At 72.4% G+C, this 23328-nt stretch carries 23 protein-coding genes and 2 pseudogenes; 10 read left to right on the top strand and 15 right to left on the bottom strand.

Going from position 1 to position 23328, the window contains the following annotated elements:
* Positions 1 to 44: 44 nt before the first annotated feature.
* The 12 genes and pseudogenes from AQJ91_RS50305 to AQJ91_RS30850 form a co-directional block, all read right to left on the bottom strand.
* Positions 45 to 251: pseudogene (locus tag AQJ91_RS50305) on the bottom strand (hypothetical protein); the annotation flags it as partial.
* A 55-nt stretch (positions 252 to 306) separates the two neighbouring features.
* Positions 307 to 852, bottom strand: coding sequence for a copper chaperone PCu(A)C (locus AQJ91_RS30900; protein ID WP_067028079.1), 546 nt, complete (start codon positions 850 to 852; stop codon positions 307 to 309).
* A 215-nt stretch (positions 853 to 1067) separates the two neighbouring features.
* The gene (locus tag AQJ91_RS30895; RefSeq protein WP_199848065.1) at positions 1068 to 1589 is read right to left on the bottom strand and encodes a hypothetical protein; all 522 of its coding nucleotides are present in this window, start codon (positions 1587 to 1589) and stop codon (positions 1068 to 1070) included.
* A 202-nt stretch (positions 1590 to 1791) separates the two neighbouring features.
* Positions 1792 to 3123 (bottom strand): protoporphyrinogen/coproporphyrinogen oxidase, encoded by a 1332-nt coding sequence (locus AQJ91_RS30890; protein ID WP_067028078.1) that lies wholly within the window; start codon positions 3121 to 3123, stop codon positions 1792 to 1794.
* Between the two features lie 86 nt (positions 3124 to 3209).
* The gene (locus AQJ91_RS30885) at positions 3210 to 4823 is read right to left on the bottom strand and encodes a class I adenylate-forming enzyme family protein (protein ID WP_067028077.1); all 1614 of its coding nucleotides are present in this window, start codon (positions 4821 to 4823) and stop codon (positions 3210 to 3212) included.
* A 51-nt stretch (positions 4824 to 4874) separates the two neighbouring features.
* Positions 4875 to 5876 carry a UbiA family prenyltransferase gene (locus AQJ91_RS30880; RefSeq protein ID WP_067028075.1) on the bottom strand — a complete coding sequence of 334 codons (1002 nt, stop codon included), beginning with the start codon at positions 5874 to 5876 and terminating at the stop codon, positions 4875 to 4877.
* Complete coding sequence (locus AQJ91_RS30875) at positions 5866 to 7317, bottom strand: NAD(P)/FAD-dependent oxidoreductase (protein WP_067028073.1); 1452 nt, start codon at positions 7315 to 7317, stop codon at positions 5866 to 5868. Before AQJ91_RS30875 ends, AQJ91_RS30880 begins: the two co-directional genes overlap by 11 nt.
* Positions 7314 to 9008, bottom strand: coding sequence for a class I adenylate-forming enzyme family protein (locus AQJ91_RS30870; protein WP_067028071.1), 1695 nt, complete (start codon positions 9006 to 9008; stop codon positions 7314 to 7316). The genes AQJ91_RS30875 and AQJ91_RS30870 overlap by 4 nt, the downstream gene beginning before the upstream one ends.
* Positions 9005 to 10708: a CoA transferase gene (locus AQJ91_RS30865; protein WP_234383094.1), complete on the bottom strand. Its 1704-nt coding sequence runs from the start codon at positions 10706 to 10708 to the stop codon at positions 9005 to 9007. The genes AQJ91_RS30870 and AQJ91_RS30865 overlap by 4 nt, the downstream gene beginning before the upstream one ends.
* The gene (locus tag AQJ91_RS30860) at positions 10705 to 11532 is read right to left on the bottom strand and encodes a class I SAM-dependent methyltransferase (RefSeq protein WP_067028069.1); all 828 of its coding nucleotides are present in this window, start codon (positions 11530 to 11532) and stop codon (positions 10705 to 10707) included. Before AQJ91_RS30860 ends, AQJ91_RS30865 begins: the two co-directional genes overlap by 4 nt.
* Before the next feature lie 93 nt (positions 11533 to 11625).
* Positions 11626 to 11958, bottom strand: coding sequence for a hypothetical protein (locus AQJ91_RS30855; RefSeq protein ID WP_199848064.1), 333 nt, complete (start codon positions 11956 to 11958; stop codon positions 11626 to 11628).
* 69 nt (positions 11959 to 12027) lie between these two features.
* Complete coding sequence (locus tag AQJ91_RS30850; RefSeq protein ID WP_159054691.1) at positions 12028 to 12516, bottom strand: hypothetical protein; 489 nt, start codon at positions 12514 to 12516, stop codon at positions 12028 to 12030.
* A 430-nt stretch (positions 12517 to 12946) separates the two neighbouring features.
* Here AQJ91_RS30850 and AQJ91_RS56200 point away from each other — a divergent pair.
* Together AQJ91_RS56200 and AQJ91_RS57510 are read left to right on the top strand one after the other, a co-directional pair.
* Positions 12947 to 13166: pseudogene (locus AQJ91_RS56200) on the top strand (nucleotide sugar dehydrogenase); the annotation flags it as partial.
* A gap of 93 nt (positions 13167 to 13259) precedes the next feature.
* The gene (locus tag AQJ91_RS57510; RefSeq protein ID WP_267891251.1) at positions 13260 to 13394 is read left to right on the top strand and encodes a hypothetical protein; all 135 of its coding nucleotides are present in this window, start codon (positions 13260 to 13262) and stop codon (positions 13392 to 13394) included.
* A 19-nt stretch (positions 13395 to 13413) separates the two neighbouring features.
* Here the strand turns inward: AQJ91_RS57510 and AQJ91_RS30845 are convergent, their stop codons facing one another.
* Together AQJ91_RS30845 and AQJ91_RS30840 are read right to left on the bottom strand one after the other, a co-directional pair.
* On the bottom strand, positions 13414 to 14544 hold the full coding sequence (locus tag AQJ91_RS30845) for a DegT/DnrJ/EryC1/StrS family aminotransferase (RefSeq protein WP_079085314.1): 1131 nt from the start codon (positions 14542 to 14544) through the stop codon (positions 13414 to 13416).
* Complete coding sequence (locus AQJ91_RS30840; RefSeq protein ID WP_067028064.1) at positions 14541 to 15749, bottom strand: DegT/DnrJ/EryC1/StrS family aminotransferase; 1209 nt, start codon at positions 15747 to 15749, stop codon at positions 14541 to 14543. Before AQJ91_RS30840 ends, AQJ91_RS30845 begins: the two co-directional genes overlap by 4 nt.
* Positions 15750 to 16028: 279 nt before the next feature.
* On the opposite strand from AQJ91_RS30840, the gene AQJ91_RS30835 reads away from it, so the two are divergent.
* The 7 genes from AQJ91_RS30835 to AQJ91_RS30805 are packed head-to-tail and all read left to right on the top strand — an operon-like array spanning position 16029 to position 22276.
* A complete protein-coding gene (locus AQJ91_RS30835; RefSeq protein ID WP_067028062.1) occupies positions 16029 to 17057 on the top strand; it encodes a Gfo/Idh/MocA family protein in 1029 nt (342 codons plus the stop codon).
* Positions 17047 to 17946 (top strand): sugar phosphate isomerase/epimerase family protein, encoded by a 900-nt coding sequence (locus tag AQJ91_RS30830; RefSeq protein WP_067028060.1) that lies wholly within the window; start codon positions 17047 to 17049, stop codon positions 17944 to 17946. The genes AQJ91_RS30835 and AQJ91_RS30830 overlap by 11 nt, the downstream gene beginning before the upstream one ends.
* Positions 17943 to 19256 carry a M20/M25/M40 family metallo-hydrolase gene (locus tag AQJ91_RS30825; protein WP_067028277.1) on the top strand — a complete coding sequence of 438 codons (1314 nt, stop codon included), beginning with the start codon at positions 17943 to 17945 and terminating at the stop codon, positions 19254 to 19256. Before AQJ91_RS30830 ends, AQJ91_RS30825 begins: the two co-directional genes overlap by 4 nt.
* Complete coding sequence (locus AQJ91_RS30820; protein ID WP_067028058.1) at positions 19253 to 20371, top strand: Ldh family oxidoreductase; 1119 nt, start codon at positions 19253 to 19255, stop codon at positions 20369 to 20371. The genes AQJ91_RS30825 and AQJ91_RS30820 overlap by 4 nt, the downstream gene beginning before the upstream one ends.
* The gene (locus tag AQJ91_RS30815; protein WP_067028056.1) at positions 20371 to 21324 is read left to right on the top strand and encodes a Gfo/Idh/MocA family protein; all 954 of its coding nucleotides are present in this window, start codon (positions 20371 to 20373) and stop codon (positions 21322 to 21324) included. Before AQJ91_RS30820 ends, AQJ91_RS30815 begins: the two co-directional genes overlap by 1 nt.
* Positions 21321 to 21806 carry a DUF6917 domain-containing protein gene (locus AQJ91_RS30810; protein ID WP_234383093.1) on the top strand — a complete coding sequence of 162 codons (486 nt, stop codon included), beginning with the start codon at positions 21321 to 21323 and terminating at the stop codon, positions 21804 to 21806. The genes AQJ91_RS30815 and AQJ91_RS30810 overlap by 4 nt, the downstream gene beginning before the upstream one ends.
* Positions 21803 to 22276, top strand: coding sequence for a carboxymuconolactone decarboxylase family protein (locus AQJ91_RS30805; protein WP_067028054.1), 474 nt, complete (start codon positions 21803 to 21805; stop codon positions 22274 to 22276). Before AQJ91_RS30810 ends, AQJ91_RS30805 begins: the two co-directional genes overlap by 4 nt.
* On the opposite strand, the gene AQJ91_RS30800 is transcribed toward AQJ91_RS30805, so the two are convergent.
* Positions 22265 to 22705, bottom strand: a complete 441-nt coding sequence (locus AQJ91_RS30800; RefSeq protein WP_159054690.1) for an ester cyclase — start codon at positions 22703 to 22705, stop codon at positions 22265 to 22267. The two genes, AQJ91_RS30805 and AQJ91_RS30800, sit on opposite strands and share 12 nt — an antisense overlap.
* 309 nt (positions 22706 to 23014) lie before the next feature.
* Between AQJ91_RS30800 and AQJ91_RS30795 the strand changes: the two genes are divergently transcribed.
* Positions 23015 to 23263 (top strand): cellulose binding domain-containing protein, encoded by a 249-nt coding sequence (locus tag AQJ91_RS30795; RefSeq protein WP_067028050.1) that lies wholly within the window; start codon positions 23015 to 23017, stop codon positions 23261 to 23263.
* The last annotated feature ends 65 nt before the right edge of the window (positions 23264 to 23328 follow it).

The raw sequence follows: 23328 nt of genomic DNA, 5'->3' as shown, positions 1-23328 counted from the left end.
TGGATGGACCTACGGACCTCCTCCGCCGTCCCCGGACCGTCCAGGACCACGAACGGCACGATCAGCGGGAGTCCGCGTTCCCGGCCGGCCAGGCACCAGCCCACGGCGCCGGTCGCGGCGGCACCGGCGGTCAGGACCCACCAGGTCACCCGGCTGCCGGACATCAGCACGTGCCCCAGGGCGGCGAGCAGCACGCAGACGGCCGCGAACACCGCGGCCCGCAGCATGCGAGAACACCAGCCGACGGTCATGCCGGCGTCATCGTCGCATCCGGGCCCTGGTGTCACGGTGGAGTACGGACATCGCTCACAGCGAGCCCTCTCCCGGCCGGACCACGACCGCCACGACCTCGATCCGCCCACTGCGCCGGAAGTCCAGAGTGAACGGCACACGATCGCCCGCGCGCCAGCCCTCTCCGGCGCGCAGCGTCACGGCCAGACCGTGCGGGGACATGGTGAGGGTCTCGCGGGCCGGCACCACGGCCGACCCCACGGCCTCCCGGTACGCCGCCGACCCGCCCGCGCTGCGGTGCCGCGAGAGCTCGACGTCACCGCCCGCACCGGACGCCGAGGTGACACCGACCAACCGGTCGTCCACGTCTCCGGGGTTGGAGATCCGGAAGAACGCGGCGGTGTCCCGCGTATCCCCGTACGGCAACAACACCCGCCCGGCACCAGCCACCTCCACCCGCGCCGGCCTGCCCGCGTTCCCGGACCCGACCCAGACGGCCAGCCCCCCGAGGACGACGCCGCAAGCTGCGACGGGCGCGAGCGCGGCGAACAGGGCGTCGGTGAGCCGACGCCGACTGGACCGCCGGAGGAGGATGCCAGTCGGGCCTCTTCCCTCACCCATCACCCATCACCGGTCTCCTGATTCGCGCTGTACGCCGCGGGTCGGTTCAGAAGTCGGGGCGGCAGCGGGCTGGGTTCCGGGGCGAGCGTGTGGCACTCATCACGCGGTCAGCCCTGGCCGTGCCGGCGCCGGCGATGTCAGGCCTGCAGACCGACAGCAACAGAGCGGGCTCAAGGCGCCATGTCCCTGACCCCCATCAGTCGCGGTGTCCCCACTCAGCTGTCGACGACATCGAGGTGGTACGTCGTGTCCACCCAGAAACCCCCGGTGGTACGCGCCTTGATCTCGACCACGTAGTGGCCGGCGGGCAATGGATCGAACGCACACCAAAGCCCCCAGGCGATGCGCCGCCGCAGCGCCGCGCGGAAGGGCTTCGACGTGAACTCCTGCATCGGCAGAGGAGCTCCGTTCAGGCACGCCTCGGCCTCGGCTACCTCCATCACCATCGGCTCGCGAGATGTCAGCGTCAGTGGCCGCTGCGTGTTGAACACCGGGAAGAAGACCGGCCGTCCCGAAGGCATCGAACAGCGTCGCACCACGCGACCGCCGTAGGTACCGGCCAGGAACCAGACATCGTCCGGCTGGCGCCAGCCCGCGAACTCCCCCGTCTGATCCCGGACAGGGCTACGGTCGTCGGGCGCGGACAGCGCCCACTGCCACCAGCGGGCGGCCAGCTCGCCACCACGTTCGGGCCCCAGCTCCTTGAAGTCGCCTCCGACTGACACGGATTCGCTCACGACTCCCCCACCCCTCCACTCGCTCAGACATACGATCACGCTCGCGAGACCCTACCCGGCAGGTTCGAAGGAGACGTAGTGCGGCGGCTCGGAGCAGGAGAAGACGGAGATATCTAAACGCCCGCTCCTCGGCCTCCCAGCCCTGCCGTGCGTCGACCTCCCTGGCCCGACCGCCTTGCTCGCCGTGTCCCGGTCATCCCGGTCATCCCGCATCGGCCATGAGGACGCGGCGCGCGGCGATCCCCGCCGAGCGGACGGCGGCCTCGCTGTTGGGCCGGAGCATCACCCAGTCACCGGCGTAGTCGACACGGCGCACGGGGCGCGCCAGAAACGCCCGTCGCAGGCGCAGCGCGGCCGGTGTCGCCTCCGGCAGGCCCATCGGCCAGCGCACCACGAACGCTGTGTGCGTCGCCTCGGTCAGGCCCGGCAGATACCGCTCGGCGTGCGCGCTGACCGCGGACACGACCTCGTCGTCGGACCGCTCAAGCAGGTCCGGGGACGCGTACGGCGAAGCGAACAGGCTGATCAGGCCACGCCCCGGCGGCACCCGGTCAGGTGCCTTGATGTGATCGAGGATGGCCCCCGCGAACACCCCGTCGTCCGCGGCCGGGACCTCCAGGGCGTAGGACGGCCGACGGGTCGGGCTGGGCAGCGGGCGGTCCAGCAGGCACAGCACCTTGAGCATCGGGCTGTAGGTGCTCGCCGCCAGGTAGGGACGCTCGTCGTCCGGCAGGTCGGCATGGAGCGTGAGCGCCACCGGCGCCGGCACGGCCAGCACGGCGTACCTGGCGGTCACCGTCTCGCCGTCGGCCAGGCCGATGCGTACCGCACGCGGTCCTGGCTTGACGGCGACGACGCCGTTGCCGGTGACGACGTCCAACCGGTCGGCCAGCGCCCTGGCCAGCGTGTCCATGCCGTTGCGGTACGCCACCCAGCGCGCCCCGGCGCCACCGACGGCGAGCAGGAGCGAGGCCATCGGCCCGATCGCCGAGCGCTCGGGCCGCCAGCCGAAGAAACCGGAGGCCATCGGCTGCAACAGGCAGTCGTACAGGTCGCGGTGATACCGGCGGGCGTGTTCCTCGATGGTCACGCTCCCCAGCGGCGTCGCCTCCGGGCGGTCCTGATCGAAGCCGTTCCTGTGCCGAACGAGCGTCGCGGTGAACCGCAGCCACGCCAGCCGGCCGGGCCACGACATCCCGGCTCCGGTCAACAGCCCCGCCGGGTGGCCGAGGTTGGTGTGGGCACGGCCGTCGCGCCAGACGGCGATCCGGCCGCCGACGGGGACGACGGCGTCCTCGGCGAGGCCGACCGCCCGGACCAGCTGCCAGCTGCTGTCGTAGCCACGGGTCGCGATGTGTTCCGCGCCCTCGTCCAGGACGTAGCCGCTGTGGCGCCGGCTGACCATCCGTCCGCCCACCCGGCTGCGCGCTTCGAACACCCGCACCGACCTGCCGGTCGCGGCCAGCTGGTAGGCGGTGGCAAGGCCGGAGATCCCGGCCCCCACCACGGCGATGTCGACATCTGTCTCGGCCATCGGTGACTCGTCCCTCCGTTGGGCCTCGATACGGATGTGCGGAGCCCCGAGTGGTTCGGGCTCCCCTCGGGCTCAGACGCAGACCCTCAGGTCCAGCGGCCGGTCCCGTGGGGCGGCGCGCCGTCGAGGAACCGGTCCCGCAGCTCCTGTCGGCGGACCTTGCCCGTCGCGGTGAGCGGGAGCTGATCCGCGGGCAGGAGCGCCGGCTCGCCGAGCGGCGGCAGGTCGGCCACGGCCCGACGCCACGCGGCGCGGTCGACCGTGCCGTCCCGGGTCACCAGCACCGGCAGCGGCAGCCCGCTCGCACGGCCGAGCACCACCGCTTCGACGACGTCCGGGAGCCTGTCGTGGATCACGTCCTCGAGCTCCACGCAGCTGCCGCCGGGGACCGTGTCCACCTCGCGGTCGAGCAGGAGCAGCCGACCGGAAGGGGTCATGACGCCCAGGTCCCCGGTGGCGAACCAGCCGTCGGCCGACTTGGCCCGCAGCCGCTCCGGTTCACCGACGTACCCGGCGCACAGTGCCCGGGTTCGGGCCAGCACCAGACCGGGACGGCCACGCCGGACCGGCTGGAGGGTCTCCGGATCCACCACCCGCAGCCTCGCCTTGCCGGGTACCGGCCGGCCCAGGTCGCGGGTGGTGGGGTGGCGCTGCCCGGACGCGCGCACCGACCTTCGGGTGAGGCACCGGAAGGTGAGCGGCCCGGTCTCGGACTGCCCCCAGACCTGCACCCACAGCGGCAGGCGGCGTCGTGTGGCGGCGAGGAACGTGCGGACCGTGGGCGGATGGATCGCGTCGAAGGTGTTGATGAACAGCCGCACGTCGCGGAACGGGTTGTCCGGTGCCGCCGCGAGTGACTGCCAGCGCACGAAGGCCGATGGAGTCGCTTCCAGTGCGGTCGGCGGATGGGCGCGCAGGACGGGTTCGACGTGTTGCGGCTCGAAGCGGTCCAGGATCACCACCTCGCGCGGGGCCAGCCAGAACACGCTGAGCGTCCAGGCGAGACCCCGCCCGTGGGCGTACGACGTCGCCTGGGCGACGGTGTCGTCGCGCCGGCTGGACACCACCGGCCACCGCCGTGCCTCGGCCGCGGCGATCCGGCGGATCAGGGTCGTGGCGGTGTGGCTGACCAGCTTGGGAACCCCGGTGGTGCCCGATGTGTGCATGATGGCCAGCGGCACGCCGTCGGGGCGCCGCACCGGCGGTGGCGGCCGGTGACCGCGCACGTCCGCCAGGTCGACGGCACCGGGTGCCGGGCCGTCGAGCACCAGGGTGCGGCGGACGAAGGCCGTCAGGTCGGTCTCCGCCTCGCGGGCGGCCGCCAGTGTGTCCGAGGTGGTGACCAGGACTGTTGCCTCGAGACGCTTCAGCAGCACTTGTTGTGTCTCGGCCGGGAGGCGGCCGGAGATCAGCGCGGGCACCGCGCCGAGGCGGGCGGCGGCACAGGCGAGCAGGACGTAGTCCCAGTGGTTGGGTTTGATCACGGCGACCCGGTCGCCCGGCCCGACGCCCAGCCCGGCAAGCCACCCCGCGGCTTCCGCCACGAGACCGGCGAGGACCTCGATGTCGTAGGTCGTCCGGGCGTCGGCGGCATCGGTGGCGTCGGTGGCGATGTCCAGTGGTCGGCTCAGGTGGACCAGGGTCCCGGTGCCGCGGTCGGCCAGGACGTCGAAGAACGGCCCGGGGTCGAGGGGTTTCATCTCGTCTCTCTGTCTTTGTGTCTTTCTGTCTGTCTCTCTGGTCTTTCTGGATCAGGCCGTGCCACTGCTCACCAGGTTGGCCGTCACGAGAGCGGCGACCAGGATCCGGTGTGCCCGAATACCGATCAGCCGGCCGCGAAGGATGTCGCCCCGCACGATGCCGTTCATGAACTGCGCGGTGCGGGCGATCATCACCGGGAAGAGGAACACGGTGTACCACCACGGCGCGATCCCCAGGAGCGTCGCGGCGACGATCACCACGGTCTCGAGCGCGGAGAGGGCCCCGATGAACACGGCGTTGCCGCGACGGGACAGCACACACGCGGCCGTGGGCCGGCCCACGGCGCGGTCACCGGCGATGTCGTTCGTGTTCGAGTACACGCCGAAGAGGAGCGGGCCCAGGCCGAACAGGAACGCTTCCAGGACGGCCAGACTCGTGACCTCTCCGGTGAGCAGGCCGTACAGCGGCAGGACGAAGGCCCAGCCGACGGCGGCGAGGAACACCTCCTGAAACCCGTGGTAACCCAGCCGCAGGCCCCACGAGTACTGAGGGATGACACATCCGGCGGCCACCAGGCCGAGCACCGCCCACAACGGTCGGTGGGGCGCCAGGACCAGAGCCGTCGTCCAGAACAGGCCGCCGACGACGAGCGCTCCCCGGGCGAAGCGCACCGCGGCCCCTTCGGTCAGGGTGCCGGCCAGCAGGGGCTTGCGGGCGAGTCTGCGCACCGGCGCATCGGCGCCGTAGTTGGCGGCATCGCTTCCGTCCCGGTAGCCGGCGACGTCGTCGAACGCGACCGCCGCGCCCACCAGACCCACCGCGCCGAGCAGGAACGCGATCATCGTGGCCCATGACGAGCCGTCGATTCCGACCCCGGCGGCGGGGAGAAGCGACCAGACGACGATCAGGCTGAGGTAGTAGTCCACCATGCCGAGCTTGGCCAGCCGGGCGTAGGCGGGCAGGCGCCGCGGCCGCGTACCGCGGGCCGGCCGGGCGGCGGTGGCACGGTCCGGGGTCGCCGTGACGGTGCCCGGATTCAGCTCACCGGTCATGGGTGCTCCCTGCTGTCGTGCCGTCGAAGCTGTCGGCGGCGTGGCGCCGCCCGGTGCCGCCCGCTCTCGCGAGGAGTCCGAGTTCGTGGGGGGTCAGCGGTGGTCGGCCGAGGGGCGGTACGCGGGGTCCGCGTGCGGCGGCGTACAGCATCGCCGGGCCGAGCAGTCGTGTCGGCGGTACCGTCAGGGCGTAGACGCCGACCATCGACCGCTGCACGAACGGGTCGTGAGCCGAGATCGCGTCGAGCCGGTCCAGGCAGCGGTTGACGAACCGGCTCGACGGCCCCGGGCGCGGGCCCCGCGTCAGCGGGTGCCGCTGATCCACACCGGCCGCGATGGCCCAGGCGACGTCCGCGGCGCGGGCCACCGCACGCTGTGCGCGCCGTGCGGTACCGCGGCCCACGCCGGTCCGGTATGCGTCGCGCAGTGCCAGCGCGCCCAGCGCGGCGACCGACACGCCCTGCCCGTAGACCGGGTTGAAGGTGCAGGCCGCGTCTCCGAGCACGACGAAACCCTCCGGCCAGGCGCGCAGCCTGTCGTAGTGCCGACGGTGGCTGACGGTCCGCCGGAAGGCGCGGACCGGGCCGGCGGGTTCGGCGAGGGCCAGCACGTCCGCGATGAGCCCGTCGGGCAGGTCCCGGGCGAACGCACGGTGGCCGTCGGCAGCGGGGGGCGGAGTCGCGCCCCGCGTACCGAACAGCGTGGCGAGCCAGCGGCCGCCCTCCACCGGAACCAGAAGTCCGCCCCGGCTCACACTGCGCATGTCGAGCCGCATGTACACGGCGGGGAACCCCTCGGCGAGCGCCTCGGGCAGGTGATAGGGGCGGGTCGCATAGGCGACGCCGCTGTCGACGACCGTCTCCGGTACGACGGCACCGAACCCGGCGAGCCAGCGCGGCGCGGCCGAGCCGTGTCCGGAGGCGTCGACGACGAGGCCCGCCTCGATGCGCCGGGTCTCGCCGCCACCGCGGGGCCGGGCCAGAACGCCGGTGACCGAGCCGGCGTCGCCCAGCAGGCCGAGCGCCTCGGTACCCGTCAGCAGGGTCGCGCGGGCGTCCGCGAGGAGGCGCCTGCGCAGCGTCCCTTCGATCAGGCCCCGGGTGCAGGTGAGGAGCGTCTCCCAGGGACCGTGCCGGGTCAGCCACCCGAACGGGCTGCGGACCACGATGTCCCGCGGAAGCCCGACCCGGGGGGCGCCCGCACCGTCCAGGGCCGCCAGTGCTCCGGGGGCCAGCTCCTCGATCGCGGCGACGCCGGGGGGCAGCAGGACATGCGCATGATGGCCCTGGGGCGCACCGGCTCTGGGGTCCGGCCCGTCCGGCAGGCGGTCCCGCTCGACCACGGTGACCTGGTCGAAGGTGTCGGCCAGTGCGAAGGCGGCCAGCAGTCCGGCCACGCCCGCGCCGATCACCACGGCACGGGAGCGTCCGCGCCCGCTCATCGGGAGGCTCCCTGCGCGGTCGAGGGGGTGCGCGCGGAGCCGGCGGCCTGGGTGACGGCGAGCCGGGCCAGGGTGCTCCGGCAGACCTTGCCGGTGGGGCCGAGCGGGAGCCGGTCCAGGGCCAGCAGATGCTCGGGCAGCTTGCGGCGCTCCAGCCCCCGCTCGCGTTCCAGGAACGTCTGGAGTTCGGAGAGAGTGGGAGGTTCGGTGCCGCGGCGCCGCGCCACGCAGGCGCACAGCCGCTCGTTCAGATCGGGATCGGGCACCGGGACGCACGCCACGTCCGCGATCGCCGGGTGCGCGCCGATGTGGCGCTCGACCTCGGCCGGGCTGATCGTGTAGCCGCCTCGGATGACGGTGTGCCGGAGCCGGTCGAGCACCCACAACTCCCCTTCGCCGTCGACGAGTCCGCGATCTCCCGTCCGCACCCAGCCGTCCGGGGTGCGATAGGCGGCGTCGAGTTCGGGCGCGTCCGGGTAGCACAGGGGTGTCATGGGGCCACGGGCCTGGATCTCGCCGGCCTCTCCGGAAGGCAGGGTCCGGCCGTCCGGCCCGACGACCCGGATCTCGGCCACGGCGGGATCGGGTCGCCCCGCGCGGCGCGTGTCGGTGGCCGGACGGGTCCATGTCGTATGGCAGTTGACGCCGTCGGTCGATCCGTAGATGTTCACGACCGGGCAGCCGAACCGGGCGAGGGTGACGCGCAGCGTCTGCGGCGGCAGGGGCGCGGCGCTGGAGACGACGGCCCGCAGCGACGAGAGGTCCTCGCCGGGTTCCCGTGGCGCCTCCGCGATGCGGCGCAACATCGTGGGCACCGCGAAGAGGTGGCTCGGGCGGTGCTCGGTCACGGCCCTCAGCGCCGCGGCCGGGTCGAAGCCGTCCAGCAGTACGAGCGTTCCCCCGAGCCGGACCAGCACGAGCAGGCCGAGGGAGCCGTACGAGGACGCGAGCGGCATGAGGACCAGGCACCGCATGGGATCCGCACCGCGTCGCAGGGCGCGGACGTAGTTGCCGCGGCCGCCGGCCATGGCGTTGTGCGAGTAGGCGACCATCTTCGGCCGGTCCTCGGAACCGGAGGTGACCAGGATCCGGGCCGGTGCCTCGGCGTCGACGGCGACCGTTTCCCGGAACTCTCCGTCCGGTCGGCCCACGAGCCATGGATCGAGCGGGACGCAGCCGTCGGGCGCGGCGCCGAAGACGGCGACGGTTCGCAGGTGCGGCAGATCGGCCCGCAGGTCGGCCAGGGTCCGTGCCAGCGGGACGCCGTTCCACTCGGCTGTGGTGATCACCGCGCGGGCCCGCGCCCTGCCGAGCAGGGCAAGGGAATCCTGGCGGCCGCGCCCGACCGGGTAGGGCAGCGCCACGGCACCGATCGCGGCTACGGCGAGGTCGGCTGCGAGCGCCCGCCGGCCGCCCGGCAGGTGCACGCCGACGACGTCGCCCGCGCCGGCCCCGGCCGCCACGAGCGCCGCGGCGATGCGCCGGGCGCGCTGGTCGAGCGTCGCGTAGTCGAGGGTTCCCTCGCCGTCGATGATCGCCGGCCGCTCGGGGTGCTCCGCCACCTGGGCGCGGAAGAGTGTGTACAGATCGCGGCCGGGCACGAGCCCCTGCTCCACGTAGGCGCGGCGCAGTGGCGCCGGTACGCGGTCGGGCACGGGGATGCCCCGGGCCGAGGTCCATGTCGCCGTCATGCGGTGAACTCCCATGGCTTGGCGGGCAGTACGCAGTCGCACCGGGTCAGTGCCGTACGGAACCGCGGGTCGGCGGCGAGCCCGGCCAGATCGGTGCACAGGGGGATCGGGTGCGGGGACCTGCGCGGGTCGGCCGGGGCGCCGCGGCCGTGCCTGGTCAGCACCGTCGAGGCGGAGAGCAGTGAGGTGTCCACGCGTCGACCGTGCCCGGTGGCGTCGCGCGCCAGCAGCGCGGCGAGCACTCCCTCGGCGCAGACCAGGCCGCCGAGCACGTCGAGCAACGTCATCAGCGAGGGGGTCGGCGGCTCGTCGGGCCGTGCGGTGAGCCCGGCCAGGCCGCCGCCTGCCTGCACCAGGTAGTCGGTGCCGATGGGCGGGGTGGGGCCGAGGGCGTCGCCCCAGCCGGACGCCCAGGCGTGGACGAGGCCGGGCCGGACACCGGCCAGATCGGCGGCATCGAGTTCCCAGGCGGATGCCTTGCCGGGAGCCCAGTTGTGCAGGAACACATCGGCATCGCGGACGAGCTCGCGCAGCACGCCGCGGCCGCCGGGAGTGCGCAGGTTCGCCTCGACGACCTCCTTGCCGCGGTTGAGCGCGAGGAAGCGGGCCGAGCAGTCACCGGCCGTCGGCGGAGTGCCGCGCATCGGGTCACCGCCCGGTGGTTCGACGCGGATCACTCCGGCCCCGAGCATGGCGAGCAGGTGGCCGGCGAGCGGGCCCTGCACGCGCGTCGTGGACTCGACGACGACCAGGCCGGCGAGCGGCCGGGTCACGGCGGCGGCGGGCACGGCGCGTGCCGTCCCCGGTGTGGCGTACCGGTCCGTGGGCAGTTCCGTGACGGCCCAGGGAGCGGAGGGCTCAGCGAGGATCTCCGTCTGGCCGGGGCCGCAGACGCGCAGCACGTCGGCACCGGCCCGGTCGGCCGCCGCGCGGATCGCGGGGTAAGGGGTCCCCGCGGCGGCGCGGTGCAGTTCGGCGGGGAGCGGGCAGACCGCGGTGGCGTACCGGTGCTGGAACGGCGGCCAGCCCCGACCGATCGCGGACCGGTCGGCACCGAGCGCGGCCCAGAACTGGCACCACACCTCGGCGTCGAGCGTTTCGAGCTCGAACCTGACGCCATCGGCGCTGGTGAACGGCGGAGGGGCGGCACCCGGCGCCGGTGCGCCCGGGGGGTGCCCGTCGTCGGCCGTGGTCGCCGCCGCCAGGTACTGGCCGACGGCGAGGAGCGCGCCCTGCGCGACGGACGTGCGAACCCGGCTGATGCGCACGCCACGCGCGGCGGCATGGAGGGCGGCCAGCACCCCGGTAGCGGCGAGTACACCGGTCACTGTCCCCGCGTAGTCGAGGCGGAGCGGCGTTGGTTCGCCGTATCTGCGCCCGTGCACGTGGGCGATGCCGCAGGCGGCTTGTACGTCGGCCTCGCCGGCCAGCGGCAGCGCCACCGGCCCCGCCCAGTCGATCGCGCAGGTGAGCGGGTGGGACCCGGCGCCGGTGCCGCTTGCGGTGACCAGCGCGCCCGCCCCCTCGGCAGCGGGGCCCGGGGCGGAGTCGGACACCTCGCAGCCGAGGCGCATCAGATGGTCGGCGGCGATGGTGAGCGCGGTCGAACTGCCGACGGCCGTCGCCGAGACCCCGGCAAGGGGCCGGTTGTGCTCCGGCGCCTGCCGGGCTTCGGCGCGTACGCGCTCTGTCAGGGTCATCGAGGGCGTCGTCCCTGGACGGAGTAGATGACGCACGAGCTGGCCCGGAACTCCGGGTGCCGCATGACCTGGCGCACCTCGGCGAGCTCCGCGTCGGTCATCCCGGCGGCGATGAGCCGGTCACGTAGGTGGTGGGTGTGGTGGATCAGGAGCTGGACGCCGGGCGAGTCGGCGTGCCAGGGCATCAGGTAGGGCACCGGGTCGATGTCGACCAGGCCGGCTTCCCGCATGGCCGCCGCCGCGCGCCGCCCCCAGCCGCCGTCCGCCCCCGCGTCCGCGAACATGCGCGCCTTGGCCGCCAGGAACCGCTCGTACAGCTCGCCGGCTGCGCGGGTCGGCGCGAGCAGCACCGGACCGTAGTCGATGTCGAACTCGTCCAGTTGCATCCGGCCACCCGGGCGCAGCGCCCGCACCATCGCCGCTAGCGCCGCGTGCCGTTCGGGCAGATGAAGCAGCACCAGACGGGAGAGGACGAGGTCGAAGGTCTCCTCGGGCAGGGGGTCGCGCACCACGTCGTGACGCAGTACCCGAAGGCCGGGGCGCTGGGGGATGTGAACCGGGTTGACGTCCGTCGCCACCACCTCACCGGTGGGCGCCACACGTTCGGCGAGCCAGGTGGCGATGCTGCCGCCGCCGGCGCCGACTTCGAGACACCGCCAGCCGTCGGTGACGCCGGTGTCGGCCAGCCGAGCGGTGGTGATCGCGTCGAGTGACGCGGCGAGGCAGCGGTGCTGCTCGGTCGCGTGAGCGTTGTCGTTGTCGAAGACATATCCCTCGCCGGGATCCGCGACCGCGACGGCGGGCGCGTGGAGAGAGGGTTTCACCGAGGCTCCTGTGCGTGCTGGAACGTATGTGACCGGCCGACGGTGAGGCCGGGCAGGTACCCGGTCTCACCCGCCTTCTGTTCTTCTGTGGATTCAGGTGATGGAGAAACTGCCGGAGGCCTGGGAGGTGTGCGCCCCGTATCCGGGCTGGACCGCGATTCCGGGGGTCAGGCAGTACGGGTCCGCGTGCAGGAGGACGACCCGCGAGGTCTCGTTGTACAGCACGTGCGAGATCGTAGGGAGCTGCTGACAGCCGCGTGGGTCGGGGTAGGCCTGCAGCGGGAGCAGTTCGCTGCTGAACACGACGACTTGGTTGGTGTTGGGGACGTCCCGGTTGGCGTCCGGGGCGTTCTGGGCCAGTGCCGGGCCTACGGCACCGAGGACGAGGCCGGCGGTCAACGCGGCGGTGAGTGCGCCACGACGCATGGGATGCACCTTTCGGGAGGAGGGAGCCGCCGGACCACACCGGCGGCTCCCCACGTTCTGCTCAGGCCGTCACTTGAACTTGACGTCGACGTCGTAGACGCCGGGCTTCTGGGCCGTGATCGTCGCTTCTCCCTGGGCGCCGGCGTACCACCCGGTGCCGCCCCGTACCACGCCCTTGATCGTGTACGGGTAGTTGAGCGGGTTGAGTTCGATGTTGGCCTGGGTGCTCAGGTCGAGCCGGTCGCCGTCGTTGAAGACGACGTACGCCTGGCAGAGGGCCTCGAAGCTCGTGAAGTTCTTGACGGCGTCGATGCCGCACGTGTCGTAGACGGTGCCGATCCGCTGGCCGGAGTCGTCAAACACCGGGCCGTTGCCGGCGAAGCCTCCGCCCAGGTTCGGAACCTGCGGGATGGAGGTGTTCTTGGTGAAGTCGACGGTGAAGCTCAGCGGGTCGGGCGCCGCCAGGGCCGGTGCCGCACCGGCCAGGCCGATGGCACCCGCCAGGGACGCGGTGGCGAGGGTGGCGGCGATCCGCCTTTTCACAGCAGGTCCACGCATGAAATCTCCTTGTACATCTCGGGCCTGTTGCCCGAAGACCATGCACAGTCGATCACACAGTGAAGCTGCCTGATCACTCTCCGCGAGCCCGCGTGATCGCGGCCACTGCTGCCTCGATGCCGCCCCGTCGCCCCCGGTTTCCCGCTGCATGACACGCGCGGGAGGCGCCCCGGTTTCACTGCGGGGAGTGACCATGATCGTCTGGTCGGCGGCGTGCAGCCTTTCGGGCGTCGGCGCCGACGGGGTCCCAGGGCGCGATACACGGTGGTGACAGCCGTCGGCGAGTCGCCGTCGCGCCTGGTCACCGGAGCCCGGCGGGAGGAGACGGTCACCGGATTCGACGTGTCGGACCGCGTCGTCGCGGGTCTGCGCGCCGGGCGCTCGCACGTGCAGGACATCACCGACCTCGAGGTGCAGGGGATGTTGGCCGCCCGCCGTCGTCGTCGTGGTCGAGTCGACCTCGTACCCGGGCACGACGAGCGAGGTGTACCTGGCGTACTCGCCGGAACGGATCGATCCCGGCAACCACGAGTTCGGGATCTCCGACACCCCCGAGGTGGTCGGCGGACAAGCTGGAGAACACGTACCGGAACGTCAACATCGCCCTGGTCAACGAGTTCGCCGTGTACTGCCACAGGCTCGGGATCGACGGCGACGCGGGGCGCCGGGTCGGGCGAATCACTCGCGACCGCGGTGGCGGTGCCTGACCGGGCTCGGCGCGACGGTCCGCTTCCACAACCCGCATGTCGAATGCTTCCCCGTGGACGGGACGGCTCTTCCACGCGCGGCGGAGCCGTACCGTGCCGCTGCCCCGTGCCGCCAGGCTGCTGTTCGACACCACGGGCCGGGCCGGTGGGGAGCGCGTGGTCCGGCTCTGAGTCACCGTCAGCGGCGTCGTCAGCGGCGGTCGTGGGTGCCGACCGCGAACGCGCAGACCGTGTCGGCGATGTGCTCGGCCTGCGCGTCGGTGAGCAGCGGGTGCACGGGAATCGAGAGGGTGCACCGGCTCGCCCGCTCGGCGCCCGGCCACCGACGGCCGGGTGGTGCCCAGGCAGCGAAGGCCGCCTGGGCGGGCAGCGGCAGCGGATAGTAGACGTGGCTGGCGACGTCGTGGCGCGCCAGGTGGTCGCGCAGCGCGTCCCGCCGGTCGGTCAGCAGTGTGTAGACGTAGTAGCACCTGCCGTTGCGGCCGGGTGGCGGGGCGATCACCCCGTGCGCGGCCAGGGCGGAGAACCGCCTGGTGTAGTAGTCGGCGATCCGTGCACGGCGTTCCAGCCGTTCGGGGAAGCCTGGCAGCCGGTGGAGCAGGAACCGCGCCTGGATCTCGTCGAACCGGCTGTTGTAGCCGATCACGTGGTGCAGGAAGCGGCGTCGGCCGTCCTGGCCGTGATTGCGCAGCATGCGGATGTCGCGAGCCAGATCCAGGTTGTCCGTCACGACGGCGCCGCCTTCCCCGGCCGTACCGAAGCTCTTCACCTGGACGAACGAGTACAGCCCGGCCTCGCCCCACAGACCGGCCGGACGGCCGTCGAGCACGGCGCCCTGGGCGACCGCCGAGTCCTCGACCAGTCGGACGCCGTACCGCTCCGCGATCTTCAGCAGCCGGGGCATGTCGGCCATCACCGAGAAGATGTGCGCGGGGAGCAGCACCTTGGTCCGCCCGGTGACACATGCCTCGACGTCGGACGGATCGACCACCAGCGTCCACGGGTCGACATCGGCGAACACCGGTGTGGCGCCCAGGTTGACCACGGTGGCGGCCAACGGCGCGCAACCGTACGCGGGAACGATGACCTCATCGCCCGGACCCACCCCCATCGCGTGCAGGATCAGGGTGAGGGCCGAGGTGCCGCTGGAGCAGGCGACGACGTCCGCGGCACCGAGGCTCGCGGCGAGTTCCCGCTCGAGGCGGGTGGTGGCCTCACCGAGGATGAACCGCTGCTCCGGCCCGGTGCCGATGGCACGGACGATCTCGAACAGAGTCTCGCGATCGGCCTCGAAGACGTCCGGCGGAAAAAATTCGATCACGCTGCTTCCTCCTCTCCGAAGGCTCGGATCGTCTGGCAGACGTAATCCACCTGCTCCAGGGTCAGATCGGGGTGGAGCGGCAGCGCCAGGGTGTGCCGGCACGCGGCCTCGGCGTACGGGAAGGCTCCCTCGGGACAGCCGTATTCGGCGAAGCAGGGCTGGCGGTGCAGCGGCAGCGGATAGTACGTCTCGGTCCCGATACCGCGCCGGGCCATGAATTCCGCGAGCGCGTCCCGGTGACGGACCTCGATCAGGTAGACGTAGTACACCGGATTGGTCGCGGCGCCGCGCGGAACGATGGTCGGCAGCCGCCGGATTCCCGGCAGCTGGGCGAGGCGTTCGGTGTAGGCGGCGGCGAGCTCCGCACGGCGCGCGATGTCGGCCGCCAGATGGCCGAGTTTGACAAGCAGAACGGCGGCCTGGATGTCGTCCATCTTGCTGTTCTGGCCGGATACCGCGGTCTGAGTCGAAATACGCCGGAAATCCCCGAGCGTCGGCCCGAACCTGCCATGGTGCCGCAGCGCGGCGACGGTCTCGGCGATCCGGTCGTCGTCGGTGAGTACCGCACCGGCGTCACCGAGCGCCCCGAGCGTCTTGGCGGGGAAGAACGACAGCACGCCGCCCGCACCGAGCAGCCCCGCATGCTTCCCGCTCCACCGCATCCCGACGGCTTCGGCGCTGTCCTCGACGACCGTCAGCCCCCGGGATGCGGCGACCTCGGCCAGCGCGTCCATGTCGGCCATCTGACAGAACAGGTGCACCGGCATGACGAACCGGGTTCGCGGCGTGGCCACGGCCGCGACCGACTCGGGATCGAGGGCGTAGCTCACCGGGTCGATGTCGGCGAAGACCGGGCGGCCACCGGCCAGTACCACCGATGAGGCCGAGGCCACGAACGAGAACGCCGGGACCACGACCTCGTCGCCGGGTTTCAGCCCGGCCGCACGCAGCAGCAGGACGAGCGCGTCGGTGCCACTGTTGACGGCGACGGCGTGCCGCGCACCGGTGTATGCGGCCAGCGCCTCCTCGAATTCCGCGACCTTGCGGCCGTGCGAGTACTTCCCTCTCCTGGCCACCTCGGTGAGATGACGCTCGACCTCCGGCCAGCTTCGCTCGAACGACGCCGCCTGGGAGAAGAACGGCACGGAAAGGGACTGCTCGGACGGATCGACTCGGCCGCGCTCGGTCGGCGAGGTGGGCTGCATGGGTCTCCCGCAGACTCGGGCGTGAAGGGCGGAAACGGCCCGGCCGTTGGTGCGTTCCGATCGGGTCCGGCCGATCACATTGCCGTCGGACCGGTCCGGATCGGGCAGCGGCGCGCCGCTTGCGGATCATTCACCCGTTGAGCGGTCGGTCGCGGGAGCGTCGCGTTGACACCGGTCACGCGTATCGAAAATCTACTCAAAGCCGACATGGCGTCAGTTCAAGGCCTGTATCGACCAGCTCAGGCATTGATGGAACGTGGATGGAAGGGGGGACGCGCGATGTTCCGCACTCTCGTCGTCGGGCTGGGCCGCGCCGGTGCAGGCCTGCATCTGCCGGTGCTGAACCGGCTCCGGCAACGCAGCCCTGCGGGGACGCTGTTCGCCGATGCTCCTGTGGTCGCCGTGGATCCCATGCCACGCCCTGCCGCTCTCCTCCCGGGCACGGTCGTGTTACCGACCCTGGAGCGGGCCCGCGCCCACCTCGACCCGGAGGAGACCGTCGCCCATGTGTGCACGCCACCGGAGGGCCGTGCTGCGGTGATCGAGCAACTGGCCCGGCTCGGTTTCGCCAACCTGCTCGTCGAGAAGCCGCTGGCGGTGGACGTCGCCCAGCTCACTCGGATCGAAGAGCTCTGCCGCCGCCACCGCTTGCGGCTGGTCGTGGTGGCGCAGTGGCAGGTCAGCAGCCTGACGCGACGGCTGGAGGAGTGCATGGCCGACGGGGAGTTCGGTGAGCTGCGCGAGATCCGCGTCGTCCAGCGCAAGCCCCGCTTCAGCCGCAGCCTGGCCACCACCGGCCATCCGACCGCGTTCGACGTCGAGGTTCCGCACGCGCTGGGCGTCGCCCTGCGGCTGGCCGGACCCGCCCGGCTGACCGACGCCGCCTGGTCGGACCTGGCCGCGGGCGGTGTCGTGCGGCCCCGCCTGGGTACCGCGACGCTGCGCCTGGCCCACCGACGGGGGCCGTCGACCAGCATCACCTCGGATCTGACAGCGCCGGTCCGAGAGCGCAGGATCACCTGCGAGTTCGCCCACGCGACCGTCGTCGGCCACTACCCGGTCAGCGGGGGCGACGGGTACGCCCAACTCGCCATCGCGAGCCGCGACCGCACGGCACTTGAGGTGTTCCCCGACGACGCGCTGCCCTCGTTTCTCCGTGACGCATACCAACGCTTCGCCGACGGCGGCCCGTTCGGCACCCACCTGGCCGCCGAGGCGGTGCGGCTGGTGGACGAGGCCAAGCGGTTCTGCGTGCTTCGCGAGCAGCGGGCACAGGTCGCGGCGGGATGCACCAGCGATGCCTGCTGACGCCCGGGCGGGCCTCACCCTCGCCGGAGTCGGCGACGAGGCAGGGTACGGAATCCATGCGCAAGTGGCCGCGATCCGGGCGCTCGGCTGGGGTGCGATCGAGCTGCGCAGCGTCGACGGCGTCGCGCTGGCCGAACTCTCCGAGCCGGCCTTCGCGCAGGTGGTCGCGGCGGTGGAGGGCGCGGGGCTGAGGGTGGTCGCGGTCGACTCACGCATCGGCGGCTGGTCGCGGGCGGCCGACGGCGACTTCGCCACCGACCTGGACGAACTCCGCATCCTGAGCCGACGCTGCCGCACGCTGCGCACACGCCATGTCCGGGTCATGTCCTACCCGCGCGGCTCCCTGGCCGAGCCCGCCTGGCGGGCGACCGTGATCGAGCGGATGAAGGCGCTGGCGGAAGGCGCGGAGAGCGCCGGCCTCACCCTGCTGCACGAGAACTGCGCCGGCTGGGCCGGAACCAGCGCACGCCGCATGCGCGAGCTGCTGGACGCCGTGGACAGCCCGGCGCTCGGCCTGCTCTTCGACACCGGCAACGGCATCGCCCATGGCTACTCGGCCCACGACCTGCTGGGCGACATCGTCGGTCGGGTACGGCACGTCCACATCAAGGACGCGGAGGGACCGTCCGCGGCTCCGGTGTACCGGCTGCCGGGCCAGGGGCACGCACGCGTCGCGGACTGCCTGCGGCTGCTGCTCGGCGCCGGCTACACCGGCGTACTGTCGATCGAGCCGCACCTGGCCGTGGTGCCGCACGAGGGACGACGGGCGCCGGACGCCGAGTGCGCGGCGGCATTCGCCGCCTGCGGACGAGCCCTCGCCGACCTGCTCGGGACGCTGACCACCGAGCAGTGCCGTCCCTCCGCCGTCGGGGCGGGGTGGCCCCGATGAACGCCCCACTGGTCGGCCACGCCGACCATGCGCTGCTGCTCGACCTGTTGCGGCTGCCCACGGCGGGCCCCCTGGAGACCGGCGCCGGCGCCCCCGAGCCGGAGCTGTGGGCCGCGCAGCGGCGATACGCCGAAGCGGCCGCGGCCCACGGCTTCACGGTGGCGCACCACGCACCGGCACGGCCCGAGGACATCGAGGCGGACGGTGTGCCGCTCGCGGTGCGCGAAGCCGCGGCGGCCGACTCCGGGTTCCTCGACTGCCAGCCGAATCTGGTACTGCGGCTCGGCACGGCCCACCCGCGCCGGCGCACCGTCATGTTCAACGTCCATCTCGACACCGTGTCAGGCAGGGAACCGGTGGGCTTCGACGGTCGGCGGTTCACCGGGCGAGGTGCGGTCGACGCCAAGGGTCCCGCGGTCGGCCTGCTCGCCGGAATCAGGGCCGCGCTTGCCCGGCGACCGGACCTCGGCCGCGAGATCGGCGTCGTGATCCAGGCGGTCGCCGGCGAGGAGGGCGGCGCGCTGGGCACGATCGGTACGCGGCCGCTGGTCGAGCAGGGCTGGTACGGCCGGCTCAACGTGTTCTGCGAACCGACGGGTCTGCGTTATCTCCCCCGGGCGAGCGCGGCCATGACGGCCAGCGTCCGGGTCGACGGCGATGACGCCGTCGACGACCGTGCCGAGCACGGCCACAACGCCACTGTGCTCCTCGGCTACCTGGCGCAGCACCTGGGTCTGGCGCTGTCACCGCTCGCCGCCGAGGGGCGGGTGTGCGTGGCCGGGCTGACGACGGGACCGCTGCACAACCGCGTCTACGGCCGCGGCGAACTGCTGCTCAACCTCTCGTACACGAGCGGCGAGACGGCGCGGCGGCTCGAGGCGGCGGCCGGTGACGCGCTGCGCGCCGGCCTCACGGAGTTCCGCGCCCGCTTCGGCGGGGTTCGCGAGCTCGCCCGGACCGCCCGGGATGCCACGGCCATCACCCGCCTGCACTGGCGCAAGAGAGGGCTTCCCGCGCTCTCCGGCACCGCTCCCTGGGCCGGGCGACTGCTGGGAGAGGCGGCCGGCATCGACCGGTGGCCGGACGAGGAGGCCCCGTTCACCTGCGACGCGATCTGGCTGGCCGACCGCGCGGACGCGGCAGCGGTGGTGTACGGGCCGGGGTCACTGGAGGGCAACCACGCCCACGCGCGCGGCGAGTTCATCGACCTGGCGGAGCTCGAATCGTTCGCCGCCGGTATCGCGAGGATCCTGCTCGCGTTCCGGGACACCTGCAGGGGCGACACCCTAAGCGAGGAGCAGCCACAGTGATCGGAACCAGTGAGACCACCGAGGTCCGCGTCCCCTATGAGCAGTTGCTGGACCTCGCCACCGCGGCCTTCGTCGCACGCGGACTCCCCCGGACACGTGCGAGCCAGGCGTCCGAGGCGCTCTGCCACGGGGACCTCGTCGGCGCCGGCTCACACGGCACCGTCAACCTGACCCGCCTCTACCTGCCTCTGCTGGAAGAAGGGCGGGCCGATCCGGCCGGGTCCCCGGTTGTCCTGGCCGACCACGGCGGAGCGGTGCTGGTGGACGCGCGCCGCACACTCGGCCTGTGGCAGGCCGGCGACGCCATGGACCTGGCGATCGAGCGGGCGGCGCGATTCGGCGTCGGCCTCGTCTCGGTGCGCAACGGCACGCACTTCGGGTGCGCGGGCCACCACGCCCGGCGCGCCGCCGAGCAGGGCATGGTCGGCCTGGTGGCGTCCAACTGCGGTCGGCAGCGGATCGCGCGCCCGCCCGGCGGCGCGGTGGCGCTGCTCGGCACCAACCCGCTCAGCGTCGCCGCCCCGGCCGGCGAGCACCCGCCGTTCGTTCTCGACATGAGCACCACCGCGGCGCCGACCGGTCGGGTCCGGGCGGCGGCCCGCATCGGGCACCAGATCCCGCCGGGGTGGCTCGCCGACGACGGCGGCCGAGCCGTGACCGACCCGTCGGCCTTCGACCGCGGCGAGGCGCATCTGCTCTGGCTCGGCGCGACGAGCAGTGCCTTCAAGGGATTCGGACTCGGACTGATGGTGGAGGTGCTCTCCGCCCTGGTCGCCGGCTCCGGCTTCGGCCCCGCCGCCGAAGCGCTCACCGGCGATGGCCGACCGTCCGGCCGCGACGACGACATCGGCATGCTGATGGTGGCGATCGCGCCCGCGCTGCTGCGCGGGCCGGAGGCCGTCGCACAGGACGCGGAGCAGCTGTTCGGCACCGTGCTGGCCTGCCCGCCGGTCGACCGGAACGCCCCGGTCCGCTACCCCGGGTGGCCGGAGGCGGAGCGGGCCCGCCACCACCGCCGACACGGCGTCCCGCTGGAGCCGGAGGTCCACCACGAGCTGGCCGAGCTCGCCGCGACTCTCGGCACTCCGTTCCCGGCGGACCGGGGTGAACGGTGATGCGGGGACGGCGGATCGCGGTCGTCGGGCTCGGCGCGATCTCCCGGTTCTACCTGGCCGCGATCGAAGCGTCCGCCGCCTGGCAGCTGGCGGCGGTGTGCGACGTATCGGCCGAGCGGCTCCTCCCACACCGCGATCACCTGCCCGCCTTCACCGACCACCGGTCGATGCTCGCCGAGGCCGAGCTGGACGCGGTCGTGGTCACCGTTCCCAACGACGTGCACGCGACGATCGCGGCGGACCTGGTCACCGCCGGCGTCCCGGTGTGTGTGGAGAAGCCGCTGGCCACCCGGCCGGCGGACGCCGAGGCGTTGACGGAAGCGGCCAGGGTGCGTGACGTATGCCTGTTCACCGCGTTTCACCGCCGCTACAACCACGCCGTCCGTGCGCTGCACGGCGAGTTGCGCACCGCGACCGTGCCGGTCGAGGTCACCATCCGCTACCTGGAGCGGATCGAGGACCACATCGGCGGCGACGCCTGGTACCTGGACCCGGCGCGGTGCGGCGGCGGCTGCGTCGCCGACAACGGGCCGAACGCCTACGACCTCGCCCGGCTCCTGGTCGGCGAGGTACGGGTGGAGCATGCCGAGGTGGAGCGTGACGCACTCGGCGTGGACCGGCGGGCCACGGTGGGGCTGCGCTCGCCCAGTGGAGTGCCGGTACGTGTCGAGCTCGACTGGTCCTACCCGGGCGAGGTGAAGGACATCTCGGTCCGCCTGGCGGACGGCTCGGTCCACACGGCCGACATGCTGAGCGGATTCCGGGAGTTCAAAGGCTCGCTGTGGCACGAATACGTCGGCGTGCTCGACGACTTCGAGCACGCGATCCGCACGGACACCGAACACGGCGGCGCCGGACTCGCCGCACTCTCCCTGACCGAGCAGACCTATCGCCTTGCCCGCTCGCGCCCGCTGGGCGGCCCGGCGACAACGAAGGAGGCGCTGACCCGATGACCGGTGAAGGCGGCGGCAAGCGAATGGTCCACGGGACCGTGGTCAAGGTGCTGACCCACCGCAGGGACGACCGCGGCATGCGCATGGAGGAGTTCGCCAGCCGGTGTGTGCGTCGGGGCGAGGTCCACGAGCTGGTGACGACGGACCAGCGGGACACCGCCCCGGGCACTCGGGTGGACCGGGTCGGTTTCCTCGGCTTCGCGGAGATCGGCTGCGCCGGAGTCCTCGACCGGGGCGATCAGGTCTGGATCGAGGGCCGGCTGGTCGGCACCGTCCTCGGCTTCGACTCCTGTCACTTCCCCAACCACTACAACATCCTGATTTCCGTGCCGGAGCCGGTGACCGGCCGAAACCTCGCGCTGCGGCCCGAGGCCGAGGTGCGCTTCGTCCCCGCCGACATGACCGTGGTGGCCGGTCCACGTGAGCTCGCTCGCGCCACCCGCGTGCCCATGCCCGCCAACGAGCCCAAGGAGACACGATGAACCCTGACCCCACCGACACCGAGGCTGTCGAGCGGGTGGACGCGGTGGCCGCCGCGCCCGACGTCTACCAAGCGATGGCCGCCTTCCAGCAGGCGGCCGAGAAGGAGCTCCCCCCGCTCCTCGCCGAACTGGTGAGCACCCGGGTGTCGCAGATCAACGGCTGCGCGTTCTGCGTGGACCTGCACACCCGCGCGGCGCGCAAGGCCGGCGAGAGCGAGCAACGGCTTCACGTACTCCCGGCTTGGCGCGAGTCGGCTGTGTTCACCCCGGCCGAGCGTGCCGCGCTCGCCCTCTGTGAGGCCCTGACCCTGCTGCCCGACACCGGCGTCCCCGATGCCGTATACGCCGAGGCGGCAGCCTGGTTCGACGAGACCAGTCTCACCCACCTGCTGTGGACGGCGGCGGCAGCCAACGCCTGGAACCGGATCGGCGTCGCCACCGGCATGGGCAGGAGAACATCATCTCCCTGACGCGGCACCGATCTGACGGAGGATCGAGAGGGTGTCGAAGTAGTCCCGTTCACGGTAGATCAGCCGGTCGCGGACTTCGATGACATGGCAGGCGTGCGACACGACCGTTCTACCGGTCGGTGGGATGTCCCCGAGCGGGCCGAGGTGGGTGCCGCGGCAGACCACCTCGACAACGGAGACGGTATCGGCTTTGCCGGAGTGAAAGTCCTGGTAGGAGAACCGCACATCCGGAAACGCGGTGTGCAGGTGGCGCATCACAGCCACCGGGGTGTCGGTTTCCGGGAACTGCGTTCCGGTGTTGTCGGTGTAGATGTAGTCCGGGTGGTACAGCGACCTCATGTCCTCCCAGTCGTATTTCTCCACGGCCTTCCATTGCCGCTGATGAATCTGGGTGGCAAGCATTATCGCGCTCCTGTCTTGAGTGATCACGATGCTAGGAGTGCCGGGACCCGCACACCATCACGCATCCGGGTCAAATGGGAGCAACCTCGATCCGTGAGGCGGGGTCAACTACCCCGGCCCCAGCCGCGTAACCCGTGTCCAGGATTCCTTGCCTCGTGCCTCGTCATGCTGTCCAGTGACGTTTTACCTGATCAGAGCATGTGCAGCAGGTTGACCCGTGCCACCCCGTGATGCACCGTCCAAAGGCGTCTGTCCACCCTCAGATGGGAAAGGATCACTCTCGCGGGAACCAGCCTGGGAAGGCTATCCATCACACCTGATCAGGCACTTCCGTCGGTGCCCCTCGCCGCCGAACGGGCCCTGGACGACTGGCGCGTCGCCTGGCCCTTCCGGGACGGCCAGAACGTCGGCGAGATGTGGGACGCCAGGTTCGCCCAGAACGGCTCCCGCGTCACCGCCACCGCCTACAGCAGGGCGGTCGCCGCGAACGGCACCCTTTCCTTCGGCTTCCCCACCTCCCGACAGGACGCGAACTCCCCGGCGTACGACTTCGAGCTGAACGGCCGCAGCTGCGTGAAGGTCTGATCGGAGCCACCAGCCATCCCCTTCGTTTCCGTCCTGGTCGCCGACGGTCCGGGCCCCGCACGGGA

Source organism: Streptomyces dysideae, from assembly GCF_001514305.1.
Taxonomy (GTDB): Bacteria; Actinomycetota; Actinomycetes; order Streptomycetales; family Streptomycetaceae; genus Streptomyces; species Streptomyces dysideae.
This window is presented reverse-complemented; position numbering and strand designations above follow the sequence as displayed.

Bases quoted from the DNA above. Each gene is read 5' to 3' on its own strand.
- AQJ91_RS30810 (WP_234383093.1), top strand. From the start codon at position 21,321: ATGACCGGTGAAGGCGGCGGCAAGCGAATGGTCCACGGGACCGTGGTC.
- AQJ91_RS30900 (WP_067028079.1), bottom strand. From the start codon at position 852: ATGGGTGAGGGAAGAGGCCCGACTGGCATCCTCCTCCGGCGGTCCAGT.
- AQJ91_RS30865 (WP_234383094.1), bottom strand. From the start codon at position 10,708: ATGACCCTGACAGAGCGCGTACGCGCCGAAGCCCGGCAGGCGCCGGAG.
- AQJ91_RS30830 (WP_067028060.1), top strand. From the start codon at position 17,047: ATGCCTGCTGACGCCCGGGCGGGCCTCACCCTCGCCGGAGTCGGCGAC.
- AQJ91_RS57510 (WP_267891251.1), top strand. From the start codon at position 13,260: ATGTCGAATGCTTCCCCGTGGACGGGACGGCTCTTCCACGCGCGGCGG.
- AQJ91_RS30890 (WP_067028078.1), bottom strand. From the start codon at position 3,123: ATGGCCGAGACAGATGTCGACATCGCCGTGGTGGGGGCCGGGATCTCC.
- AQJ91_RS30815 (WP_067028056.1), top strand. From the start codon at position 20,371: ATGCGGGGACGGCGGATCGCGGTCGTCGGGCTCGGCGCGATCTCCCGG.
- AQJ91_RS30855 (WP_199848064.1), bottom strand. From the start codon at position 11,958: ATGCGTCGTGGCGCACTCACCGCCGCGTTGACCGCCGGCCTCGTCCTC.
- AQJ91_RS30835 (WP_067028062.1), top strand. From the start codon at position 16,029: ATGTTCCGCACTCTCGTCGTCGGGCTGGGCCGCGCCGGTGCAGGCCTG.
- AQJ91_RS30870 (WP_067028071.1), bottom strand. From the start codon at position 9,008: ATGACGGCGACATGGACCTCGGCCCGGGGCATCCCCGTGCCCGACCGC.
- AQJ91_RS30805 (WP_067028054.1), top strand. From the start codon at position 21,803: ATGAACCCTGACCCCACCGACACCGAGGCTGTCGAGCGGGTGGACGCG.
- AQJ91_RS30875 (WP_067028073.1), bottom strand. From the start codon at position 7,317: ATGAGCGGGCGCGGACGCTCCCGTGCCGTGGTGATCGGCGCGGGCGTG.
- AQJ91_RS30825 (WP_067028277.1), top strand. From the start codon at position 17,943: ATGAACGCCCCACTGGTCGGCCACGCCGACCATGCGCTGCTGCTCGAC.
- AQJ91_RS30885 (WP_067028077.1), bottom strand. From the start codon at position 4,823: ATGAAACCCCTCGACCCCGGGCCGTTCTTCGACGTCCTGGCCGACCGC.
- AQJ91_RS30880 (WP_067028075.1), bottom strand. From the start codon at position 5,876: ATGACCGGTGAGCTGAATCCGGGCACCGTCACGGCGACCCCGGACCGT.
- AQJ91_RS30850 (WP_159054691.1), bottom strand. From the start codon at position 12,516: ATGCGTGGACCTGCTGTGAAAAGGCGGATCGCCGCCACCCTCGCCACC.
- AQJ91_RS30840 (WP_067028064.1), bottom strand. From the start codon at position 15,749: ATGCAGCCCACCTCGCCGACCGAGCGCGGCCGAGTCGATCCGTCCGAG.